Here is a 22700-nt window from a genome sequence, read left to right as displayed (position 1 = left end):
AGCATGAAAGAACTGGCCATCGCAGTATATGGACGTGAATTTAACCAATCGGTTATCGGCTACGTTGTTGAGCTGTTCAGTTACCTCCGCGAACGCAATGTTCAGGTATATATCTACCACGATTTCCACAGTTTTTTAAAGAAACTATGCAAAGTGGATTTCAAATTCAAAAAATTTAGATCTCATAAGGATCTCCCGAAAGATATTTCGTTTATGCTGAGCCTTGGTGGCGATGGAACCATGCTGGCCGCAGCAACCTTGATTAAGGACTCCGGGATCCCGATCGCAGGGATTAACTTCGGTCGTTTAGGATTCTTAGCCAACATTTCAAAAAACAAGATCGAAGAGGCATTAGACCAAATCTTGGCAAACCAATACCAGATCCAAAAGCGCGGGCTGCTGCAGGTAGAGACCTCGGATGGAACCCTTGTGGCCGGAGATAATATTGCGCTAAATGACATTACGGTATTTCGTTCGGATTCTTCCGCTATGATCACAGTAAATGCGGTATTGGATAATGAGCTCTTGAACTCTTATTGGGCCGATGGATTGATCATTGCGACACCAACCGGCTCCACAGCCTATTCCTTAAGCTGTGGCGGGCCGATCCTGATGCCGGGAAGCGGCAACTTCGTGATTACCCCCATCTCTCCCCACAACCTGAACGTACGTCCTATCGTCGTCAGTGAAAGCATGAAATTGCACTTGGAAATCGAAAGTCGCACGGAAAAATACATTTTGAGCTGCGATTCGAAAAGTTATACCCTATCGACAAATACAACCTTAACCATTTCCAAAGCGCCTTTCAACATCAACTTGATCAGGCTTCAGAATGACCAGTATTTCAGTATCCTACGGGAGAAATTACTATGGGGTATAGACGTCAGAAATTATTAATCAAGGTTTAAAGTTCATTTAACACTATTTAATATCAAAGGATTATCTGAAAACCTGTATCTTTACCGCAGTATACAATCAAATGAACTATAAAGATAAAATAGACAAAACTAACCTTCCTAAGCATATTGCGATTATCATGGATGGCAATGGCCGATGGGCCAAGGAACAGGGTGAGCTGCGTGTATTTGGACACAAAAACGGTGTTACAGCTGTTCGGGAGGCCTTGGAGGCTGCTGTTGAAATCGGCGTTTCCTACCTCACCTTATATGCTTTTTCCACCGAAAACTGGAACCGACCTGAATTTGAAGTCAATGCCTTGATGGAACTCTTAGTGAATTCCCTCAACCAGGAATTACCTACCTTCCAGGCGAACAATATCCGGGTAAATACCATCGGAAAGACTTCTGACCTACCAGATCATTGTCAAGTAACCTTGGCAAGTACCATCGATCAGACGAAGAACAATACAGGCTGTACCCTTACTTTAGCCTTAAGCTATGGTTCCAGACAAGAGATTGTGGAAGCCACCAAAAGGATAGCAGAAAAGGTGAAGAACAATGAACTTGATCCTTCGGATATTAATGAAGAAACCATAAGCCAGCATCTTTATACCTATGATATGCCGGATCCCGATATTCTGATCAGAACATCCGGTGAAGAACGTATCAGTAACTACATGCTTTGGCAGATCGCTTATTCTGAATTATTCTTCCTACCCATTATGTGGCCGGAGTTTTCCAGAGAACATCTCTTCGAGTGTATTTATTTATATCAAAATCGCGAAAGAAGATTTGGGAAAACTAGTGAACAATTGTAAGAAATACTTACTTTTGCAACATTTTGATTTTGGATGGGTTAATCCCCGAAATCCGCAATATTTCTTTTAACAAAAATTAACAAGACTTTGCTGTACTTTAGCAGACATAATAAAAAGTAGATGAAGCATATACTAAAAATTTCTATTTTTCTGACCATCTTAATTTGCAATTTCTCGCATGCCCAAATCCTTGGTGGTAATCCCATAAACGTCAATGACCCCGATGAAATTGACTATAATAACCCTAAGAATTATGTCATTGGAGGAGTGACTGTTACAGGAGCACAATACTTAGAGAGCGATGTATTGATTACCATTTCCAAATTGGTCGTAGGTAATTACATCGAGGTACCTTCTGAGCAGACAGCTAATGTGATCAAGGATCTGATGGATCAGAACCTATTCGAGGATGTTCAGTTATATGCTACAAAAATACAGGACGAGACGATCTTTTTGGAAATCCGAGTGAAGGAACGTCCAAGATTGACACGTGTGGATATTGAAGGTTTGAGCAAGACCCAAACGGAAGAAGTTCGTAAGCGTTTGAATACTACGGCTGGCCGAATTGTCAATGAAAACCTATTATTGACCACCCGTACGACCATCGAGAAATTCTTGAGGGAGAAATCCTATCTATATCCGGAAATTACGATCAAGACCGCAAAAGATACAACCCAACCGAACAATGAAATTGTGATGGTGGATATCGAAAGAAACAAGAAAATCAAGGTTCATCATGTGAATTTTGAAGGCAATGAAGAATTTACGGATAAGCAGCTTCAAAAATACCTTAAAGGTGTTAAACCGAGAATGTGGTACCGTGTATTTGGTCCTGGTAAATTCAAGGAAGACAAATACGAAGAAGCGAAAGAAAAACTGATCGCTAAGATGCAGGATAAAGGATACCGTGATGCAGAAATCATCAGAGATTCCGTATACCGTTATGACAACAATGAAGTTGGAATCGATATTGATCTTTACGAAGGTCCTCGTTACTATGTGGGTAACATCAGCTGGTCCGGAAACGCGAAGTTCAAGGATTCCATTCTGAACATCTTTTTAGGTATTCAGAAAGGCGATATCTACAGTGAGGAAAAATTGAACTCGAAGTTGATGGGTCCTACCCGTAACTCGGATGATATTGCGGCTATCTATCAGAACGATGGTTACCTGACTTTCAACATCCAACCGATCATCAAAAGAATCTATAACGATACGATCGACCTGGAGATCCAAATGTCTGAAGGTAAACAGTACACGATCAACAACGTGATCTTGAAAGGTAATGATGTAACGAACGACCGTGTGGTTCTACGTTCGATCTACACTAAACCAGGTCAGAAATATTCAAGGGAATTATTGGTAAGAAGTGTTCGTGAGATCTCCCAATTGGGGATGTTTGATGAGCAGAAAGTTCAACCTGCCCCTATCAACCTGAACTTTGAAGAAGGAACAACAGACATCGAATTCTCGGTTGCAGAGAAGCCTTCAGATCAGGTGGAACTATCCGGTGGTTATGGTGCAGGACAGGTAATCGGTACCTTAGGTCTTACCTTCAACAACTTCTCGACGTCTAACTTATTTAAGAAAGATGCTTGGAAACCACTTCCTCGTGGAGATGGTCAGAAATTAAGTATCCGTGGACAGACTTCCGGAAAGCGTTATCAATCGTATAGCTTCTCCTTCTCGGAGCCATGGTTAGGTGGTAAGAAACCTATCTATTTCGGATTGAGTGCTTACATTTCGAATTCACAACAACAATATTACAATTGGCAAACGCAGCGTTACGAAGGTTATGCGAACAACCCTAAAATTCAAATGCACGGGGTTACAGCGACCTTAGGTAAGCGTCTTCAATGGCCAGACAACTACTTCCAGATCAATAGCTCCCTATCTTACCAACGTTATTATTTGGAAAACTATAGAGGATATTTCATCTTCTCTGACGGTGAAGCATACAACATCAACTTTACCCAAGAGATCAGTCGTAACTCGGTAGATGCACCGATCTACCCTACTTCTGGTTCACACCTGAAGTTCAGTGTACAATTGACGCCTCCATATTCCTTGATGAACAACATCAACTATGCAACCGCTCCAGATAATGAAAAATACAAATGGACGGAATACCATAAATGGAAATTCGATTCGCAATGGTACACGAAAATCGTAGGTAAATTGGTATTGAAAACCCAAGCACAATTTGGTTACCTAGGTACTTACGGTGATGAAACACCAACCTCTCCATTTGAGCGTTTCAAATTAGGGGGTGATGGTATGCAAGGTTTCGACTTCTTACAAGGTTCTGAGATCATCGCGATGCGTGGTTATGCCAATGGATACATTATCCCAGCTTCTACCGGTTCGAACATGCAATATACGGCGGCAAGCTCTGGTAGCCCGATCTATGCGAAATACCAGATCGAACTTCGCCACCCAATCTTGTTGAACGATCAGGCAACGGTATTTGCGTTGGCATTTGCTGAAGCAGGTAATACCTGGAACAAATTCTCTGAAGTGAATCCATTCAAGGTTCGTCGTTCAGTGGGTGTTGGAGCACGTATCTTCCTACCGATCTTCGGTATGTTGGGTATTGACTACGGTCATGCGATGGATCCTATCCCTGGATTGCCTTCGAGCCAGTGGAAACAGAACTTCACGTTCAGTATCATCCAGAACATGGGCGGATTTTAGTAATTAAACTTTTTATAATTTTAATTGTCTTAAAAAGTAGAATTAAAAAAATATTGATATGTCAATGAAAAAAATTATAACTACGGCCTTGATGCTAACCATGATGGTGGGCATCTCCTTTGCACAAAAAATTGCTTATGTAGATTCGGAGTATATCATGAAACATATTCCTGAAGTAGCAAGCGCACAGAAGAAAGTGGATGCCTTGTCCCAACAATGGCAACAAGAAGTGGATAAACAATACGAAGAGATTGAGCGCATGTACCAGGCTTATCAGAACGACCAACAGAAGTTGAACGCAGATATGCGCAGACGTCGCGAAGATGAGATTGTGAACAAAGAGAAAGCGGTTAAAGAATTACAACGCAGTAAATTCGGATTCGATGGTGAGATCGTTAAACAACGTGAAACCTTGATGAAACCTATCCAAGATAGGGTTTCTAAAGCCATTCAGGATATCGCTACTGCACAGCAATTGGATTTCATTTTAGACCGTCGTAGCGAGGTTTCTTTCCTTTACGCGAACCCTAAAATGGATAAAAGCAATGAGGTAATCGTTAAATTGGGGTTAAAACCTAATCCAAGTTTAGCCAACTAACGATTTTTTTATTATTTTGCGCATCTAAAAAAATTAACAAATATAAAAAACAGAAAAAACTTATATAATTATAAGACTAACAGAATGAGCATGAAAAATTTATTGAAAAGTGTAGTATTAGCATCAGGACTTATTTTTGCAGCAAACGCAGCAAGCGCACAGCAAAAAGTTGGTCATATCAATTCTAGAACAGTTATGGAATCTACTACAGATTTCAAGAATGCGCAGACACAAATCCAAAGCCTTGGTGCTACCAAAGACAAAGAACTACAAGATATGTTTACCTTGTATCAAGCTAAACAAAAAGATCTTAATGATAAAGCGAGAAACAGAAGCGAAGCTAACAAGGAAACAGTTGATGTGGAATTGAACAAGATCGCTACGGAGATGCGCGAAATGGAAGGAAAGATCCAAGAAAGCCAACAACAAGCTGAAAAAGATATGGAAGCTAAACAGGCTGAATTGTTCGCTCCTATCCAAACAAAGATCATGACCGCTATCAACGCAGTAGCTAAAGAAAAAGGATATGCTTATATCCTGGATCTAGCATCTGGTTCAGTGGTTTATTCAGCAGGTGGTGATGACCTTACAGCTGATGTTCAAGCTAAATTAGGTGTAACTGCAGCTGCAGCTCCAAAGAAATAATTAAAAATCTATAAAGATTATAAAAGCCTCCCTAGGGAGGCTTTTTTTATTTATCTTATCCCATTAAGACAATTATTTTTAATCGGTCTAAATAATTTATTATGCCTGCATAGTATATAAGGATTGATTATATTTGTTTTACCTAATTTGTAAACTATGATCGGTCAATTGATTTTTGGCGTACTTCTGATCGCAGGCATCATCCTGTTCTATAAAAACGCCAGTAAAATATATCGCAATATTCGTTTAGGAAAATCCCTCGATCGCAGCGATCGTCCTTCGGAACGATTGAAGGTGATGTTGCTGGTGGCTTTCGGACAGAAGAAAATGTTCAAGAAGCCCATCCCAGCCATCCTTCACCTGTTTGTCTATGTAGGGTTCTGTATCATCAACATTGAGATGTTGGAGATCGTAATCGATGGCCTATTCGGTACCCATCGTGTACTTTCCTTTATGGGTGGTTTTTATGATTTCTTGATCTTTTCCTTTGAGATCTTAGCCTTCCTGGTATTGATGGGCTGTGTGGTATTTGCCGTGCGCAGGAATATCCTTAAATTGAAGCGTTTGAATCAATCTGAATTAGACAATTGGCCGAAAACAGATGCCAACCTGATCCTGACCGCGGAGATCCTTTTGATGGCTGCCTTCTTACTTATGAATGCCGCTGATTATAAACTTCAGCAATTGGGTGCTGCCCATTATCATGCTGTTGGATCCTTTCCGATTTCCCAATATATTGCTTCTTGGCTACCCGATCAGGTGAATACATTGATTGGGATCGAACGCGGAGCATGGTGGTTCCACATCATCGGCGTGTTGGCCTTTTTGAATTACTTACCGATCTCAAAACATTTACATATTATACTGGCCTTTCCGAACACCTATTTCTCCAACCTGGAGCCTAAAGGCAAGTTTGAGAACATGCCTTCGGTTACGGCTGAGGTTCAAGTGATGTTGGATCCTTCCCTACCCCCACCCACCGGAGAACCAACCCGGTTTGGGGTGAAGGATGTACAGGACCTTACCTGGAAGAATCTGTTGGATGCCTATACCTGTACCGAATGTGGGCGATGTACCGCAGCTTGTCCGGCCAATATAACCGGGAAGTTACTATCCCCAAGAAAGATCATGATGGATACCCGCGATCGCTTAACGGATGTGGGCTTGAACATAGATAAAAACGGAGAGTTTGTAGACGATGGGAAATCGCTATTGGATACACACATCAGCAGAGAAGAGATATGGGCTTGTACAAGCTGTAATGCATGTGTAGAGCAATGCCCGGTCAACATCAACCCTTTAGAGATCATCATTGGTCTTCGTCAATATGCGGTGATGGAAGAATCGCAGGCACCAGCGAGTGTGAACAACATGTTCTCCAACCTGGAAAACAACGGTGCGCCTTGGAAATATGCACAGGCAGATCGTGCAAATTGGGCAAATCAATAAAAAAGAAAAAACATGGAAAACGAACTTCATATACCAACAGTAGCCGAGTTACTAGCTAAAGGAGAAAGCCCAGACCTATTGTTTTGGGTGGGATGTGCCGGTAGTTTTGATGAGCGTGCGCAGCGCATCACCAAAGACATCTGCAAGATCCTTCAACATGTAGGGATCAAATATGCCATCCTAGGCACCGAAGAAAGCTGTACGGGAGATCCAGCAAAACGGGCAGGAAATGAATTCCTGTTCCAGATGCAGGCGATGATGAATATCCAGGTATTGGATGGTTATGAAATCAAAAAGATCGTGACCGCCTGCCCACATTGTTTCAATACCATAAAGAATGAATACCCGAGCTTAGGCGGCCACTATGAAGTGATCCACCACACCCAATTGATCCAATCCTTGATCGATGAAGGGAAATTGAAACCTGCCGATGGAAATGAATTCAAGGGCAAGCGAATCACTTACCATGACCCTTGTTATCTAGGCAGGGCAAATGATGTCTATGAGGCACCAAGGAAAGCCTTGGAGGTTTTGGATGCCGACCTGGTGGAACTTAAACGCTGTAAATCCACTGGTTTATGCTGTGGAGCTGGCGGTGCTCAGATGTTTAAAGAACCTGAAAAGGGCAATAAGGATGTGAATGTAGAGCGTATTGAGGATGTGATCGAAAGCAAGGCCTCCATTGTTGCCGCAGCTTGTCCTTTCTGTATGACGATGTTGAGGGATGGGGTGAAAGTAAAAGACAAGGAACAGGAAATCCAGGTACTGGATATCGCAGAGATTACCGTAAAGGTAAATAAAATTTAAACAAGAATAAGAGGAATTTTAAGGGGTGCCCAGGAGCAGATTCGAACTGCCACGCCCATTCAGGCGCCACCCCCTCAAGATGGTGCGTCTACCAATTTCGCCACCTGGGCATTTCACATCGCAAAAATAATCTTTATTTTGATATTTGCAACGAATTTTGATTAAGCCTTCTTCAGATTTTTATTGATCAGGGTCTGGATGATTCCATCCGCCAATCCGATCCTAGGCGCCATGATATTCTTCAGATGCCCCACCTTCATGATCGTTAAAAAGATCTCCGAAGCCGGGATAATCACATCTGCCCTATCCTGTTTCAATTCAAGTACATTGATCCTATCTTTCAAAGAATACGAACTCAGATAAACATACATGGCTTTCAATTTGGCATAGGAAATAGGCTTATCAGCCTTTTCATTGGCCATCCTCGAAAGTTTATTGATATTACCTCCAGAACCAATCCCGTAGATGTTCTTATAACTCTTGGTAATATTCTTCACCCATAACTTCATGTCGTCCCAGGTTTCCGGTTCATCCTGGTTATCCAGGATACGGATAGTACCTAAATTGAAGGAACGGGATGCCACTAGATCACCATTGGCAAAAAGCGAAATCTCGGTACTACCACCACCCACATCGATATAAAGATAAACCTTGTTCTTATCCATGTTGGTTTGGTTGTGCACATTGTATATGATTTGGGCTTCCACCGAACCATCGATGATCTCAATATCGATACCCACCTTTTTACAGGCCTCAACAACGTCCTTTCCATTATCCGCATCACGCATCGCAGAAGTCGCACAGGCCATATAATCACTGACCTTGTACACATCCATCAGATTGCGGAATGCCGACATGGTTTTCACCATGTTCTCAAATTTTCCTTCAGAAATGTGTTTATTGATGAATGCATCATCACCCAATCGTAATGGCACTCGTAGAAGTGTGTTCTTGTTAAATATGATTTCGTTTTCTCTTTCAATTATATCGGCAATCAGCAAACGAACAGCGTTTGAACCGATATCAATAGCGGCGTATCTCACAGTGTGTATTTGAAAAGTTTAACAATATTAAAAATCTTAGATTAAATTAATATTAATATAATATTAAATAGCCGATTATTTCGTCGGTTCTAAGATTTCTAATTGCCAGATAATCTGTTCTTTGCTCACAAAATAGGGAGCATCCTCGCGTATGGTGGCATAAACCGCATCAAAAACAGCCACATAATCACCTTTTACAGGCGCTATAAGCTGTCTTTCCATCACATCATCCTGAAGGGCAATACTCAGTACACCTTCATTACCTAAGGGCTCTAATCCGAAGCTTGCATGGTCAGGCATTAACCCTTCCAGAAGTTGGGTCTCCTGCACATCCGTTCTATATTTCACATAGCTCCCTTTTGTGCCATGTAGCACAAAGGCGGCTTGGGGGTCGGCCACCAATAGGCTGGTCGTGATGAAAACATTTACGCCAGAGCCATAGTTCAGCATCAGATGGGCATAATCATCCACCACACTATTTGCCCTATAGGTTCCCTTTAATTTGCTCATGGATTTTGGCTTACCGAACAGCGATATGGCCTGATCCAACAGATGCGATCCCAGATCATAAAGAATCCCCGAGGCAGCTCTTTTGGTTTCTTTGAACAACTTCACGCCGATCTGCGATTTATAGCGATCGAAACGGAGATGCAGCTCGATAGGCTTGCCTACCAGACCGGTTTCCACGATATTCTTGAGCGTAAGGAAATCGCTATCAAATCGTCTATTATGAAATGGAAGGATGTGTTTTCCCTGTTCTTCCGCCAATTTATACAATTTGGCTGCTTCTTGGGAGGTTGGTGCGAATGGTTTCTCGATCAATACGTGCTTACCGGCCAGGAGTGCCTGCTCCGCATAGGATACATGCGTATCATTTGGCGTATTGATGATGACCAATTCGATCTCCGGATCATCCAATAATTCCTGAACGGAATCATAACTGATGACATCGGGATATTTCTCTTGGGCTGATTTAAGGCTGCGTTCTACGATTGCCCTAAATTCAAAGTTGGGGTTGACAGCTATAAATGGCGCATGGAATACCCTTCCGGACATTCCATACGACAATATACCTGTAACGATCTGTTTTTTAACCATTAAACTGTTTTTTGCTTAGTGATGCGCGTGGGCATCTTCTTTACCACCTACAGCAGTAAACAACTGAGCAACAGCTTCTGTTTTTGATTGAGCGAAATCTCTTAATTCTTTGTTGGTATTGCGAGACAATCTTCTCAATTGTTCCTTCACCAAGCCTACTTGATGTTGAACATGGTGTAAATACGCTTCATCCGTATAAGCAGCGTGGCTAGGAGCCGTATGCATTACTGGTGCTGGGGCTGTTGCTGCGACTGCGGTAGAATCAGCGGTAGAATCTGTAGCAGTGGTTACGCTATGTGCTGCATGATCAGCTTCTGTGGCATATTTCTCTTGTCCTAAAATAGGGAAATCTACATGGAATTTTGTTGCCAAAGAGTCCATTTGAGGAAGCATCTCTGTAAAGAATTGGGATACTTTGCTCGCTGCATCTTTCGCTTGTGCATTTCCAACCGTACCAACATGTTTCGCATAGTCTACCTCATACGGCGCAATCGCTCCAACGGATCTGAAAAATGCATATGCATCCCCATCTACCAATGTCGTATGCGTGTATTTAAGTTGATTTTCACTTGCAGTATCAAATACGCAAGAAGATAAAGTTGTACTTGCTAAAACTGCCGCAACAAATAATGTATTTAATTTCATCGCTTTATATTTTTTAAAACACACAAAAATATAAAAATATCCCTATTAATGCCTATTTCTGTTTAATTCATATTCAATCTACGCTAAATTTCTTCCTGCATTCACCACACCATAAATGGTTCTGCCGATTAATTTGCGGTAGATTTCTGCCCTTTCTTCCTTAACCTGCTGCTTATCAAGCAATCGGATAGCGTAATGCTGGATAATCAATAAAGGAAGGATAATCTTCTCCCTTTCCAAAATAGAAGCCCGCTCTACCGGATAATTCTCCATAAGCTCTTTCATTCCTGTTAATTTTAGCAGATAGGTTTTGGTCAGATCGAATTCTTCTTTCAGCATAGTCCAAAATCCACCAAACTGAGGGTCATCCTTCATGTAAGCGGTGATGTGGAAATTCGATTTGGTCATCGACATCATGCAATTATCGATCACGGTATTGAACATACCGGAAGTTTCATACAGGTTCTTCACATAGGACCATAGGTTATTGTCCTCTGCCCATTGCAGAGCCGTCCCTACCCCGAAAAATCCAGGAATATTTTGTTTTAGTTGACTCCAGGAAGTCACGAAGCTGATCGCCCTAAGATCTTCCAACCGCAATTCCCGATCGGAATTCCGCTTCACTGGCCTACTGGAAATATTGATCGAAGACAAAGCCTTCAATGGACTCAATGTTTCCAGGTATTGTAGGAACTGTGGATGATGGCGCAAGGTCAAGAACTTCCGATGACTTTCTGCGGCCATCTGATCGATCACATCCTTTTGTTTTGGTGTCAGGGTATCCCCCACCTTTTGTTGCAGATCTGAAACCAGACCAGCCTGTATCAATTGTTCGATATTGTATCTTGCCGAATCCAAAGAACCATATTGGCTACTGATGGTCTGCCCCTGAATGGTTACCTGAATATGGTTATTCTCGATCTCTTTGCCCATCGAAGCATAGAAGCGTTGGGTTTTACCACCACCACGTGCCGGTGGTCCACCGCGACCATCAAAGAACACCAAATCCACATCGTATTCACGAGAAATGGCGGTCAATTCGATCTTGGCTTTATAGATAGACCAGTTGGCCATCAAATAGCCCCCATCCTTCGTACTGTCCGAAAACCCCAACATGATGGTCTGCTTATTCCCTCTTTTCTTCAGATGGGCAGCATAAGCTGGATTCGAATAAAGCCTACGCATCACATCCGCGGCATGTTTCAAATCATCTACCGTTTCGAACAAAGGCACAAAATCCATGGTCAGATCCTCTTTCTTCCATCCCTGCCATAAAAACAGCTGCATCAATCCTAAAATATCCGAGGCTTGCTGGCAATTACTGATGATAAACCGCTGAACTGCACGCTCACTACCCGATTTTTGGATATCCTTGATCAAGCGGATAACTCGCAGGGTATCCTGAACCAAGGGATCTTCTGCTGTTTCCAGATCCAGGTCCGCTTCAGAAAGCGTAATCTGTTTTTCTTTTTCCTCCTCCGAATCGACAACCTCCGATAAAGGAATTCCGGTTTCGGATGGATAGGTCTCTAACAACCAATTAAAGGTATTTCTCAGAATACTGCTATCCTGACGGATATCCAAGGTGGTGAAATAACAGCCAAAGGTCTGTACCTTACGTTTTAAATCTTCCACGATTTCAACAAAAAGGCCATCGTGGTCTTCGCGAAGAACACGGATGATATTTTCGAGGTTATCCAATATTTTATCGGTTTCATCCACCGGTTTATCAACGGGGTTGAAACTGTTCTCATAGAATAATTCCTGTAGGTTTTCCATGTAGGATTCTACCCCACGGAAGGTGATGCGCCTTTTTACGACCCTAAAATCTCGGTAATAACACCTGAAAAGAATGGTCCTCAACAGGTTAGCTACCTTTTTGGTACTCTCCCAAGTCACATTCGGATTTCCGTCACGATCGCCTCCTGGCCAGAAGCCAAGCTCGATCAAGTGATCCAATTCTTTCGTAGAAAGTTCCAGTTCATCATCAATTCTTGCCTGAATATCAGAAGCTACCTTATAGAATACATTTTCCAGGTACCAAGCCAAACTGATGGCCTCATCCACAGGGGTAGGCTTTTGTTTATTGATGAATGGAGTCTTTCCCAACTGCTGTAACAACAGGTGTATTTTAGGAATATCATTCTTTTTTAGAACCTCGATCAAGTCATTGATGATGGATAGCACCGGTCCAGGATAAAATTGGGTCGGATGCGCCGTCAAAACCAACCGTACCGACATTTCCTTCAACCGCTCCACAATCTGTTTACGCGTTTGCGGGTTAGATTGGGCAGCACCAAAAATAGTATCCAATCCTCCCGTTTCATCGCTTTTCCCTACGGCCTTAAATGCCGAATCCTCCACCGCATCAAATAAGACCACCTGTCTTTCGATATACTGCACGATGCGGAACAATAGATCCAATCGATCATCTTCCCGCACATACTGCTCATACTGCCCGAAGAAACTATCGATGATGGTCTCGGGTGTCTGATGTTGTTCTACACCCTGCTCACAATGGGTATTGAAAAAAGGTAATATGGTTCCCGTATGTCGAACACGTTGGAATGGAAGCGTAAGAAACAGACTCTTGAATAAATCGAACCGCGTTAGGACTTCATTCTGAAATGCTGCTTTTTTCTGACTTAATCTCATAGTTTAAAATAAGTATCTTGTTTATTCCCAAACGATAGGATAATAATTAAAACAAATATATGATTTTTATATATTTTTAAGGTACTAATTGTATTTTTTACACTAACTAAATAATTTTATTATGATTTTATCATTAAAATTGGTTTTAATGCTTTAAAATGCCCATTTTTAAGAAAAATAACCTTTAATCCTTTACCTTAGTAAACAAGCCTTGCGTATCTTTGTGTGACAAGCCATGATAAAAACAAAAGAGATCAGTAACTTTTTCTACAGCCAATACTTTGCAGATGGACTTCGAATCACCATTGGCTGCATCGTTCCGGTCATCATTTGCGCCCTTTTAGGGCAGTTCATGCTAGGCACTTATATCTCCTTAGGCGCTTTATTGGTGGGCCTTTCCGATACACCTGGGGCGCCCAGCCATCGCCGCACGGGGATGATTGCCAGTTTTATCGTCTGCTTGATCACCCAATTCCTGACGGTCTTGGTCAATAGCAATATCTGGCTCATGACAGGCCTCATTGCCATTCTTTGTTTTCTCTATTCCATGTTCGCCGTTTTCAATGCCCGGGCCGCTACCGTGGGTTCCATGGGGGTATTGATCATGCTGATCTACATCGATGATGTCAAGAACATCACCGAGGAGCTGGAATTTCTGCTTTACTTCATCATCGGTGGCCTATGGTATATGCTGATCAGCTTTTCCATGACGCAGGTTCGCCCCTATCGGCTTGCCCAACAGGAATTATCGGAATCCATCCGGCATGTAGGCGATTTTATTCGACTGCGAGCTAACTTTTACGACCCTAAAACCGACTTCGACGAGAATTACCGCAAACTGATCGATAAACAGGTGGAAGTTCATGAGCACCAGGAAAACGTTCGAGATCTTCTTTTCCAAAGCAAGCGATCGATAAAGGATACTACCAAAATTGGTCGATTCCTGACCTTGACATTTAATGATATCGTAGACCTCTTCGAACTGTCCATGACCACCCATTATGATTATGAACAGATCCGGAAGTCGTATTCCGAAACGGGCATCCTGAAGGAATTCAGGCTTTTATTGATCAAGGTTGCCAATGAACTCGATCACTTGGCCTATCAACTCAACGCCAATAAAGCGCCAAAAGCAAAATACAGCTTTGCCAATGATTTTGATCGGATCTTATATAAAATAGACCAGTTGGATAAAAAGGAACAGGTCAATACCATTCCTTTAAAAAAGATCCTGATCAGTATCCGTAACATTACGGCGTTCATCCAGAATATTTACAATTACAGCATTATCAGGCCTAACAATGTCCATAAACAGGAGATTGAAGAAGCCAATAAATTCATACAGACGGAGCATATTGATTGGAAGAAATTTAAGAGTAACCTTTCCCTGAACTCTTCCATCTTTAGGCATGCCCTACGGATGGGCATTGTCATGTCCCTCACCTACCTGATCCTTAACCTGAACTTCTTCAACATCGGACAGATGGGCAGCTTCTGGGTTCTTTTGACCATCATGGTGATCTTAAAGCCTGGTTTTGGATTGACCAAGGAAAGGAATGTGCAACGATTGATGGGAACCGTGATCGGCGGTATTATCGGTGCTATCATCCTCATGACCATACATTCAGAGATCATACGGTTCATCCTCTTGATCTTTTTCTTCCTGACAGCCTATAGCCTATTCCGGGTAAATTACATTATGGCGGTACTCTTCATGACCCCTTATGTGATGATCATGCTGAGCTTCACCGGTGTCAACACCTTTGTGATGGCCAAAGAACGGATATTCGACACATTTCTAGGCGGGATGATCGCCTTTATTTCGAGTTATATCATCTTCCCCAATTGGGAAAGTTTCCAGATCAAAACGAACATGCGGCAGTTATTGATCGCCAATTACAATTATCTTGCCCAGGCGGTCCGTATCCTTTCGGGGGAAACCATCGGCGTGACCGATTATAAACTCGCTCGCAAACAGGTTTACATCTCCTCTGCCAATATGGGGTCCACCTTCCAACGCATGCTTTCCGAGCCTAAATGGCGGCAGAAAAGCACGAAGGATGTCAACAGATTCGTCATCCTCAACCATATTTTATCTTCTTACGGGGCAACCTTGCTGATCCAACTAACGGAAGCAACGGATACGAATTATACAAAGGAACATTTGACCATTCTCAAAAGGATTCTGAACCATATCCAAAAATCCATTGAAACCCTGCATGTGGAGCAGGAGGAAGAATTTACTCCTGTACGCGATTTTCCGGAGCTGACAGATGACACGCTTGATCCGGAAGAATCTAAATTAATTACCGAACAATTACAGTTCTTAAATAAAATTTCCTCAGATTTATATAAATCTACAGTGGATGTAATGGAAAAGGAATCCGTCATTCAACTTGAAAAACTGGAAACAAAAAATGGATAATATATATGATGTCCTCATTATTGGGGCAGGACCGATTGGAATTGCCTGTGGTATAGAAGCAAAGAAAAACAAGCTCAAGCATATCATTCTTGAAAAAGGCTGTCTGGTCAATTCCCTGTACAATTATCCCATCAATATGTCCTTTTTCTCTACTTCCGAGAGGTTAGAAATCGGAGATACCCCATTTGTTACCACGAATCCTAAACCAAAGCGTGCCGAAGCACTGGAATATTACCGTCGGGTGGAGCGAAAATTCGACCTGAACTGCAAGCTATTTGAAGAGGTTTTAAGTGTAAGGAAGGTAGACCAAGTTTTTCATGTCAATAGTAGCAAAGGGAATTACCAAGCCAAAAATGTGGTTATTGCCACCGGTTTTTACGACATCCCCATTTACCTGAATGTACCGGGAGAAGAACTGGAGAAGGTACGCCATTATTACGATGACCCTCATTATTATGCCAACCAGAAGGTTGTTGTCGTTGGAGCAAGCAATTCTTCGATAGATGCCGCCCTGGAGACCTTCCGTAAAGGAGCAGAGGTTACCTTGGTGGTAAGGGGGCCCGAAATCAGCCCGAGGGTTAAATATTGGGTAAGGCCCGATATCGAAAACCGCATTGCTTTTGGCGAAGTGAAAGCCTATTTCAATTCCAACATAACCGCTATCACCGAAGAAGAAGTCGAGATTGAAACCCCTGAAGGAAAGATCATATTGGAAAACGATTTTGTGTTAGCACTGACAGGATATAGACCCAACTTTAATTTTCTGTTGAAACTAGGCATTGAAGTGCCGGAAATAGCACCATGCATCCCGGTCCATAATCCGGAAACCATGCAAACCAACGTCAAAGGGATGTACTTGGCAGGGGTGGTTTGTGGAGGATTGAATACCCACCTTTGGTTTATTGAAAACTCAAGGATTCATGCCAGCCTGATCATGAAGGCTATTTGCGAAGGCCATCAATAAATATCTTGGAGAGTTTTCGTTGCAGATCCAGAATGTAATCGAACTCTTCCTTTGTTGGTGGAAAAAACAGGTTCTTGAATTCTTTCAGGATGCCTAAACGCATGCCCAACATGGAGATCAATAAGATCCTGGCGGTCGTCATCAAATCATCGATAGGTTTTAGCTCCCCATTCTCCACTCCCATTTCCAGGATGGACCTTACCTGTTCAATCTCGCGTTCAAACATCGCCGGCATGGCACATTCTAGATCAGGCGGCATATCATTGCGTAGCGAATAGGTAAATTCAAACACGTTATAATTCTCTTTGATGATATGCAAACGGGTTTCTAGAAATGCATCGATGGCGTGTTGGACGGTTTTTGCTGACTTGATCTTAGCGGTGCTTATTTCCAATAATTCATCAATTGTAGCCTCCATTACGGCAGCAAACAAACTGTTCTTATCCGGAAAATAATAATATAATAATGCTTTGGAGAAAGACAGGTCCTGCGCGATCTCTGCCATCGTTGTTTTGGCAAGACCATAATGAGCAAACCGCTTCTTTGCAGCCTCTAAAATCTTTGTCCTTTTTGCATCCGCACTCTTCGCCATTAGCAATTTAAATTAGTTATTGATTTAGGCTTTGCCTATATTTACGTCTTTAACTAAAGTTAACTAAATTTTTCGAACTTTTAATAGATTCGGTCAAAAAATGAAAAACGAGATCCAGCAAAACACCTCCTTAAAGCAGTTTAATACGTTTGGGATAGAAGCATTAGCCGAACAATACATCAAGGTGGAAGATGAACTTACCCTGACCAGCCTTTATGAGGCCGGACACTTCAATCAACCTTTCTTTGTATTAGGTGGCGGATCCAATGTGTTGTTCACCAAGAATTATGAAGGACTTATTGTACATATGTGCAATAAAGGAAAGCAACATTTCATTCAGAATGATAAGGTATTCGTTACGGCCGAAGCTGGAGAAGTTTGGAACGATCTGGTCTGGTACTGCATCGAACATGATTTCCCAGGTATGGAAAACATGGCGCTCATTCCGGGAACAGTAGGAGCCTCTCCTATTCAGAACATTGGAGCCTATGGACAGGAGCTCATGCATATCTTTTATTCCTGCCGAGCATTCGATACGCAAACCGGAGAATTCAGAACCTTCAATAATGCAGAATGCGAATTCTCGTACCGCGACAGCATTTTCAAGAAAGAATTTAAAGGCCGATTCATTATCTGTAGTGTAACCTACGAATTAGCTTTGTTCGGAACGATCAATACCAGTTATGGGGCGATTGAGGCCGAATTAAATAATAGAGGGATTACTTCCCCAACCATAAAGGATGTGGCCGAGGTGGTATCCTATATACGCGTCGAAAAACTTCCGGATCCTTCTACTGTAGGAAACGCGGGAAGTTTTTTCAAAAACCCCATCATCCCAACCGCACAATTTGAAGAATTGAGAAAACAATTTCCAACGATCGTACATTATCCTATTAATGAGGACGCCGAGAAGTTGGCAGCAGGTTGGTTAATAGAGGAATGTGGCTGGAAAGGAAAACGTGTTGGTGAAGTGCAAGTGTGGAAAAATCAGGCTTTGGTGATCACGAACTGTGGGCAAGCCACTGGAAATGAGATATTCCAAATATCGTCTACTATTGTGGACGATGTACTGAACAGGTTTGGTGTGAGATTGGAACGTGAAGTCAACCTCTTATAAAAGTTTTCCACATTTTCTGTAATTACATATTTTTTTATTAAAATTCAACAAATCTATCCTGAGCGCCCTCAAACCTCGATTATCGTAAAACAAGCGATTTCCTAAAACGAAATTTCCCTCCCTAAATCCTCAACATTTCCACACTTTCTGGAATTTCTCGCACAACTATTGCAATAACCCTTACAGCTAAACGACACGAACATACTCGTTTAGTTACAGGAATTCCTGTCAAATCGCATCATTTAACTATATAAACTACTAATCGTATGAACAAGCTCGATTTTAACACACTTGTCGTCCAACATTCCGAATCGCTAAGAAGTTACGCAAGAAACTTTACTAGAGATGCTGAGGATGCAAACGATTTAGTGCAAGATACGCTACTAAAAGCCGTAACGTATTTTAAGAACTTTAGAGACGGAACTAATCTACGTGGATGGTTGTACACTATTATGAAGAACACATTCATCAACAATTACCGTCGTGTCGTAAAAACGAACTCTTTTATCACGAAAGAAGAGGAAATCTCTCAAACCAACCTGGTGGTATCTGCCACCAAGAACAAAGGCGAAAACAAATTTGTAATGGAGGACATCAATTACGCCTTATCTAAATTATCAGATGAATATTATATCCCTTTTACCATGTATTTCGAAGGATATAAATACCATGAAATTTCAGATCATCTAAAAATCCCTATTGGTACTGTGAAGACCAGGATCCATGTGGCTAGAAAATCAATGAAGAAATCCTTGGCAGCGTATAACGTTGAAATGGATTAAAGAAATATACAAACCTTGAAGACAAAAAAATCCTCTATATTTTTTAGAGGGCACTGAAAAAGTCCCCTTTTAAATTAGGCAAAAAAAGGAGTGGAAAACAACAGTTTTCTGCTCCTTTTTTCGTATCTTAAAGTAGGCTTTAACGGACATCAGGATGCTCTCTACCCAACAAAAAATACAGTTCAGTTCCTATTCGGGATTGTACGATATCATTGTTCCAAAAGACAATCTACTTCGCAAAATCAACGATCTTATCGAGTTCAGTTTTATACATGACGAACTTTTGGAGAAGTATTGCCGGACCAATGGCCGTACAGCAGAGAGCCCCGTCAAGATGTTCAAGTACCTTCTGTTAAAGACGATCTACACCGTTTCAGATGTTGATGTCGTTGAACGTTCCAGATATGATATGTCCTTTAAATACTTTCTCGAAATGACCCCTGAGGAGGATGTGATCAATCCAAGTTCGCTCACCAAATTCCGTAAACTACGATTAAAGGACATGGATCTATTGAACCTGTTGATCAACAAGACCGTAACGATCGCTCTTGAAAAGGGTATTATAAAATCAAGGTCCATCATCGTAGATGCCACACATACCCATTCCAGATCGAACCCATATACCGCATTGGAAGTACTCAAGGAACGCTCCAAGCTGTTGAGGAAAGCGATATATCAGATCGATGGGGAATACAAAGGGCGTCTACCACAAAAGAACGAGTCCAACGACCTGGACCAAGAACTTACCTATTGCAGGGAATTACGGAGAGTGCTGGATCAGGATCAATCCATCAGTGAAATACCGGCTGTAAAGGAAAAGCTGAACCTGTTGAAGGAAACCATCGAGGACACAAAAGAATACTATCTGCTCTCTAAAGATGATGAGGCCAGGCTTGGACATAAAACAGTGGACAGTAGTTTCTTTGGATATAAAACACATCTGGCAATGACCGAGGAACGCATCATCACGGCAGCGGTCGTTACTACGGGCGAAAAAGGTGATGGTCCGGAACTGCCCCGGTTATTGGAGATCAGTAGGCAGAATGGAATGGAAGTGGATACGATTATCGGTGATACTGCATACTCGGGAAAGGAAAACCTGCAGTTGGCAAAGGAACAGAACATTGATATCATAGCTAAATTGAATCCGATAATCAGCCAAGGATATAGGAAAGAAGGAGATCACTTTCAGTACAACAAAGACGCAGGAATGTTTGTCTGTCCAGCAGGCCATCTAGCAATCAGAAAGGCTCGTCAGGGCAAAAAGAACATTTGTAAAAATCAAGCAGACACATATTACTTYGATGTSGARAAATGTAAAGTYTGYCCTCTTAGAGAAGGATGTTACAAGGAAGGCTCAAAAACAAAGACCTATTCGATAACCATTAAATCCGAMCTCCATAAAGAGCAGATGGCTTTCCAGCAAACCGATCATTACCGGAGMAAGTCYARGGAAAGRTATAAGATTGAGGCCAAGAATAGTGAGCTCAAGAATGTCCATGGTTATGRMAGGGCCGATTCCTATGGTATCCATAACATGGAAATGCAGGGTGCAATGGCCATCTTYACKGTAAACTTGAAAAGAATCCTGAAATTGATCTAAAAAAGAGGAATATTGCCTCAAAAATAACATAAATGGGTTGCTGAAAACCTAAATAGCCAGTCATGGTCGACTAAACCTATAAATAGGCCATTAAAAAACAGACTTCCAGAAATCCTTTAAACAAAAATGACCGAGTAAGATAAACACTGTACTCAGTCATTTTTTTAAGACTCATTAAAAAGTTGAGACTTTTTCAGTGCCCTCTATTTTTTATAGAGGATTTTTTTTGGCCGTTTAGGAATGGCCGTTATTTCTTGGTACAGCTAATTATTCGCTGATCTCAAATTTTGATAGCTGAACGAATTGTTGAATACGATCTGAAATCTCTTGTTTAGTCAGGTTCTGCAAACGTTCCGTACCAAATTTCTCTACACAGAAAGAGGCCAATGCCGAACCAAAGATGATCGCATTTTTCATGTTCGTGAAGTTCAGGGATTGTAGTTTTGCCAAATAGCCAATAAAGCCACCGGCAAACGAATCACCTGCACCTGTAGGATCAAACACATCAGCTAATGGAAGAGCTGGTGCTGAAAACACCTGTCCTTCTCCAAATAAAAGCGCACCGTGTTCGCCTTTTTTAATGATCAGGTATTTTGGTCCCATCTGCAAAATTTTATCCGCAGCCTTTACCAACGAATATTCTCCAGCCAATTGTCTTGCTTCAGCATCATTGATCGTCAATACATCCACCTTCTGAAGAACTTCCTTAAGACCATCCATGGCCACGTCCATCCAAAAGTTCATCGTATCTAGAACCACCAATTTAGGTTTGTTTTCTAAACGCTCTAAGGTCGCTAGTTGTACCGATGGAGTAAGATTACCCAATAATAGGTATTCGCAATCTTGGTAAGAAGAAGGTACTTTAGGATCAAAATCGGCCAATACATTCAATTCCGTGATCAGGGTATCCCTGCTGTTCATATCATTGTGGTACTTTCCGGACCAGAAGAATGATTTTCCTCCTGGAATGATCTCTACACCTTCTACATCGATCCCTTTGGAGGTCATGATGCTCAAGTTCTCCTCGCCGAAGTCCTCTCCGATTACCGAAACCAACTTCACGTTTGGATAAAGGTAAGAAGCAGCCAATCCTGCGAATGTAGCAGCTCCACCAACAATTTTATCTGTTTTTCCAAATGGCGTTTCAATAGCATCAAAAGCCACGGTACCAACAATAACTAAACTCATGTACAAAAATCTTTAAATAAAAAAAATGCCGGCATCGAGGCCGGCTTACTTTGTTTTTCTGCTCCTGAAGCTGGGCTCGAACCAGCGACCCTCTGATTAACAGTCAGATGCTCTAACCAACTGAGCTATTCAGGAATCTTTCTAATGACCTGCTGTCATCTTCAAAGTGGTACAAAAATAGAATTTTAGATTTTAATTCGCAAATTTTTTGTAAAACATTTTTTGATTCTCGCGTCATTGCGAGGAGGTACGACGAAGCAATCTTTAAAGTTTGTAGCAATCTTTACCTGTATTATCCATTTTCTTCGGATGGCATGCAACCTAGAGATTCAAAATATGTTTGAATTTGGGCTATAATCGTGGTCTAAGCAAGCTTAAAGGGATCATACCGAAAGTTTGGGGGGTAAAGATTTTTAAGCATATAATTTCATCACTCTGTACAGGAAGAATGTTGTGTCCCTTACGCCACGAAAGACACTCCTAAAAGCTTTGAGTTTTGCATTGAAAGATTCTGCCGAGGCATTGGTGCTTCTGTTATCGAAGTAGTGTAGTATATATTGGTGATGTGCTGCAATGGATCTTGCCACGCTCTCAAAGGAAGCAATGCCCGCATTCTCAACCTGATTGTGCCACAGACCTAGCTTTGTAAAAGCTATCTTTTTGTCCCTGCATTTGTTG

19 protein-coding genes and 2 tRNA genes are annotated in these 22700 nt (G+C 41.8%); 12 read left to right on the top strand and 9 right to left on the bottom strand.

Going from position 1 to position 22700, the window contains the following annotated elements; genetic code table 11:
* Positions 1-3: 3 nt before the first annotated feature.
* The 7 genes from CRJ00_RS02240 (at position 4) to CRJ00_RS02210 (ending at position 7910) form a co-directional block, all read left to right on the top strand.
* On the top strand, positions 4-897 hold the full coding sequence (locus tag CRJ00_RS02240; protein WP_306473094.1) for an NAD kinase: 894 nt from the start codon (positions 4-6) through the stop codon (positions 895-897).
* A gap of 82 nt (positions 898-979) precedes the next feature.
* Positions 980-1717: an isoprenyl transferase gene (locus CRJ00_RS02235; protein WP_099365278.1), complete on the top strand. Its 738-nt coding sequence runs from the start codon at positions 980-982 to the stop codon at positions 1715-1717.
* A 120-nt stretch (positions 1718-1837) separates the two neighbouring features.
* On the top strand, positions 1838-4411 hold the full coding sequence (gene bamA, locus CRJ00_RS02230) for an outer membrane protein assembly factor BamA (protein WP_099365277.1): 2574 nt from the start codon (positions 1838-1840) through the stop codon (positions 4409-4411).
* Positions 4412-4475: 64 nt separating this feature from the next.
* Positions 4476-5009 (top strand): OmpH family outer membrane protein, encoded by a 534-nt coding sequence (locus CRJ00_RS02225; protein ID WP_099365344.1) that lies wholly within the window; start codon positions 4476-4478, stop codon positions 5007-5009.
* Between the two features lie 90 nt (positions 5010-5099).
* Positions 5100-5654: an OmpH family outer membrane protein gene (locus CRJ00_RS02220; RefSeq protein ID WP_099365276.1), complete on the top strand. Its 555-nt coding sequence runs from the start codon at positions 5100-5102 to the stop codon at positions 5652-5654.
* Between the two features lie 156 nt (positions 5655-5810).
* Entirely contained in the window at positions 5811-7103 is a 1293-nt protein-coding gene (locus tag CRJ00_RS02215) for a (Fe-S)-binding protein (RefSeq protein WP_099365275.1), read from the top strand.
* Between the two features lie 12 nt (positions 7104-7115).
* On the top strand, positions 7116-7910 hold the full coding sequence (locus CRJ00_RS02210; protein ID WP_099365274.1) for a (Fe-S)-binding protein: 795 nt from the start codon (positions 7116-7118) through the stop codon (positions 7908-7910).
* Positions 7911-7936: 26 nt separating this feature from the next.
* On the opposite strand, the gene CRJ00_RS02205 is transcribed toward CRJ00_RS02210, so the two are convergent.
* From CRJ00_RS02205 to CRJ00_RS02185, 5 genes are all read right to left on the bottom strand, one after another.
* Positions 7937-8020: transfer RNA gene (locus CRJ00_RS02205), tRNA-Leu, on the bottom strand.
* A gap of 51 nt (positions 8021-8071) precedes the next feature.
* Positions 8072-8953, bottom strand: a complete 882-nt coding sequence (locus CRJ00_RS02200; protein WP_099365273.1) for a Ppx/GppA phosphatase family protein — start codon at positions 8951-8953, stop codon at positions 8072-8074.
* A 75-nt stretch (positions 8954-9028) separates the two neighbouring features.
* Entirely contained in the window at positions 9029-10051 is a 1023-nt protein-coding gene (locus tag CRJ00_RS02195) for a Gfo/Idh/MocA family oxidoreductase (protein WP_099365272.1), read from the bottom strand.
* A gap of 15 nt (positions 10052-10066) precedes the next feature.
* Positions 10067-10588 (bottom strand): hypothetical protein, encoded by a 522-nt coding sequence (locus CRJ00_RS02190; RefSeq protein ID WP_257213665.1) that lies wholly within the window; start codon positions 10586-10588, stop codon positions 10067-10069.
* 186 nt (positions 10589-10774) lie between these two features.
* Entirely contained in the window at positions 10775-13351 is a 2577-nt protein-coding gene (locus CRJ00_RS02185) for a phosphoenolpyruvate carboxylase (protein WP_099365270.1), read from the bottom strand.
* 235 nt (positions 13352-13586) lie between these two features.
* Here CRJ00_RS02185 and CRJ00_RS02180 point away from each other — a divergent pair, with 235 nt between their 5' ends.
* Positions 13587-15776, top strand: coding sequence for an FUSC family protein (locus CRJ00_RS02180; protein WP_099365269.1), 2190 nt, complete (start codon positions 13587-13589; stop codon positions 15774-15776).
* Entirely contained in the window at positions 15769-16740 is a 972-nt protein-coding gene (locus CRJ00_RS02175) for a YpdA family putative bacillithiol disulfide reductase (protein WP_099365268.1), read from the top strand. Before CRJ00_RS02180 ends, CRJ00_RS02175 begins: the two co-directional genes overlap by 8 nt.
* Here CRJ00_RS02175 and CRJ00_RS02170 read toward each other — a convergent pair.
* Positions 16718-17332: a TetR/AcrR family transcriptional regulator gene (locus CRJ00_RS02170; RefSeq protein ID WP_099365267.1), complete on the bottom strand. Its 615-nt coding sequence runs from the start codon at positions 17330-17332 to the stop codon at positions 16718-16720. The genes CRJ00_RS02175 and CRJ00_RS02170 overlap by 23 nt on opposite strands.
* A 100-nt stretch (positions 17333-17432) precedes the next feature.
* Between CRJ00_RS02170 and murB the strand changes: the two genes are divergently transcribed.
* The 3 genes from murB to CRJ00_RS02155 all read left to right on the top strand — a co-directional run bounded on the left by murB (position 17433) and on the right by CRJ00_RS02155 (position 20834).
* Positions 17433-18449 carry a UDP-N-acetylmuramate dehydrogenase gene (gene murB, locus CRJ00_RS02165; protein ID WP_099365266.1) on the top strand — a complete coding sequence of 339 codons (1017 nt, stop codon included), beginning with the start codon at positions 17433-17435 and terminating at the stop codon, positions 18447-18449.
* Between the two features lie 266 nt (positions 18450-18715).
* Positions 18716-19231, top strand: coding sequence for an RNA polymerase sigma factor (locus tag CRJ00_RS02160; protein WP_099365265.1), 516 nt, complete (start codon positions 18716-18718; stop codon positions 19229-19231).
* A 154-nt stretch (positions 19232-19385) separates the two neighbouring features.
* Positions 19386-20834, top strand: coding sequence for an IS1182 family transposase (locus tag CRJ00_RS02155; RefSeq protein ID WP_099365264.1), 1449 nt, complete (start codon positions 19386-19388; stop codon positions 20832-20834).
* Positions 20835-21101: 267 nt separating this feature from the next.
* Here the strand turns inward: CRJ00_RS02155 and CRJ00_RS02150 are convergent, their stop codons facing one another.
* From CRJ00_RS02150 to CRJ00_RS02140, 3 genes are all read right to left on the bottom strand, one after another.
* Positions 21102-22022, bottom strand: coding sequence for a PfkB family carbohydrate kinase (locus CRJ00_RS02150; protein WP_099365263.1), 921 nt, complete (start codon positions 22020-22022; stop codon positions 21102-21104).
* A 61-nt stretch (positions 22023-22083) separates the two neighbouring features.
* Positions 22084-22157: transfer RNA gene (locus tag CRJ00_RS02145), tRNA-Asn, on the bottom strand.
* Between the two features lie 278 nt (positions 22158-22435).
* The coding region (locus CRJ00_RS02140) for a transposase (protein WP_144038068.1) at positions 22436-22700 on the bottom strand (265 nt) is incomplete at its 5' end.

The sequence above is a fragment of the Sphingobacterium sp. 1.A.4 genome (assembly GCF_002734245.1).
In the GTDB taxonomy this organism is placed as follows: domain Bacteria; phylum Bacteroidota; class Bacteroidia; order Sphingobacteriales; family Sphingobacteriaceae; genus Sphingobacterium; species Sphingobacterium tenebrionis.
The sequence above is the reverse complement of the archived record's forward strand: the minus strand, read 5'-3'. Positions and strand labels throughout refer to the sequence as shown.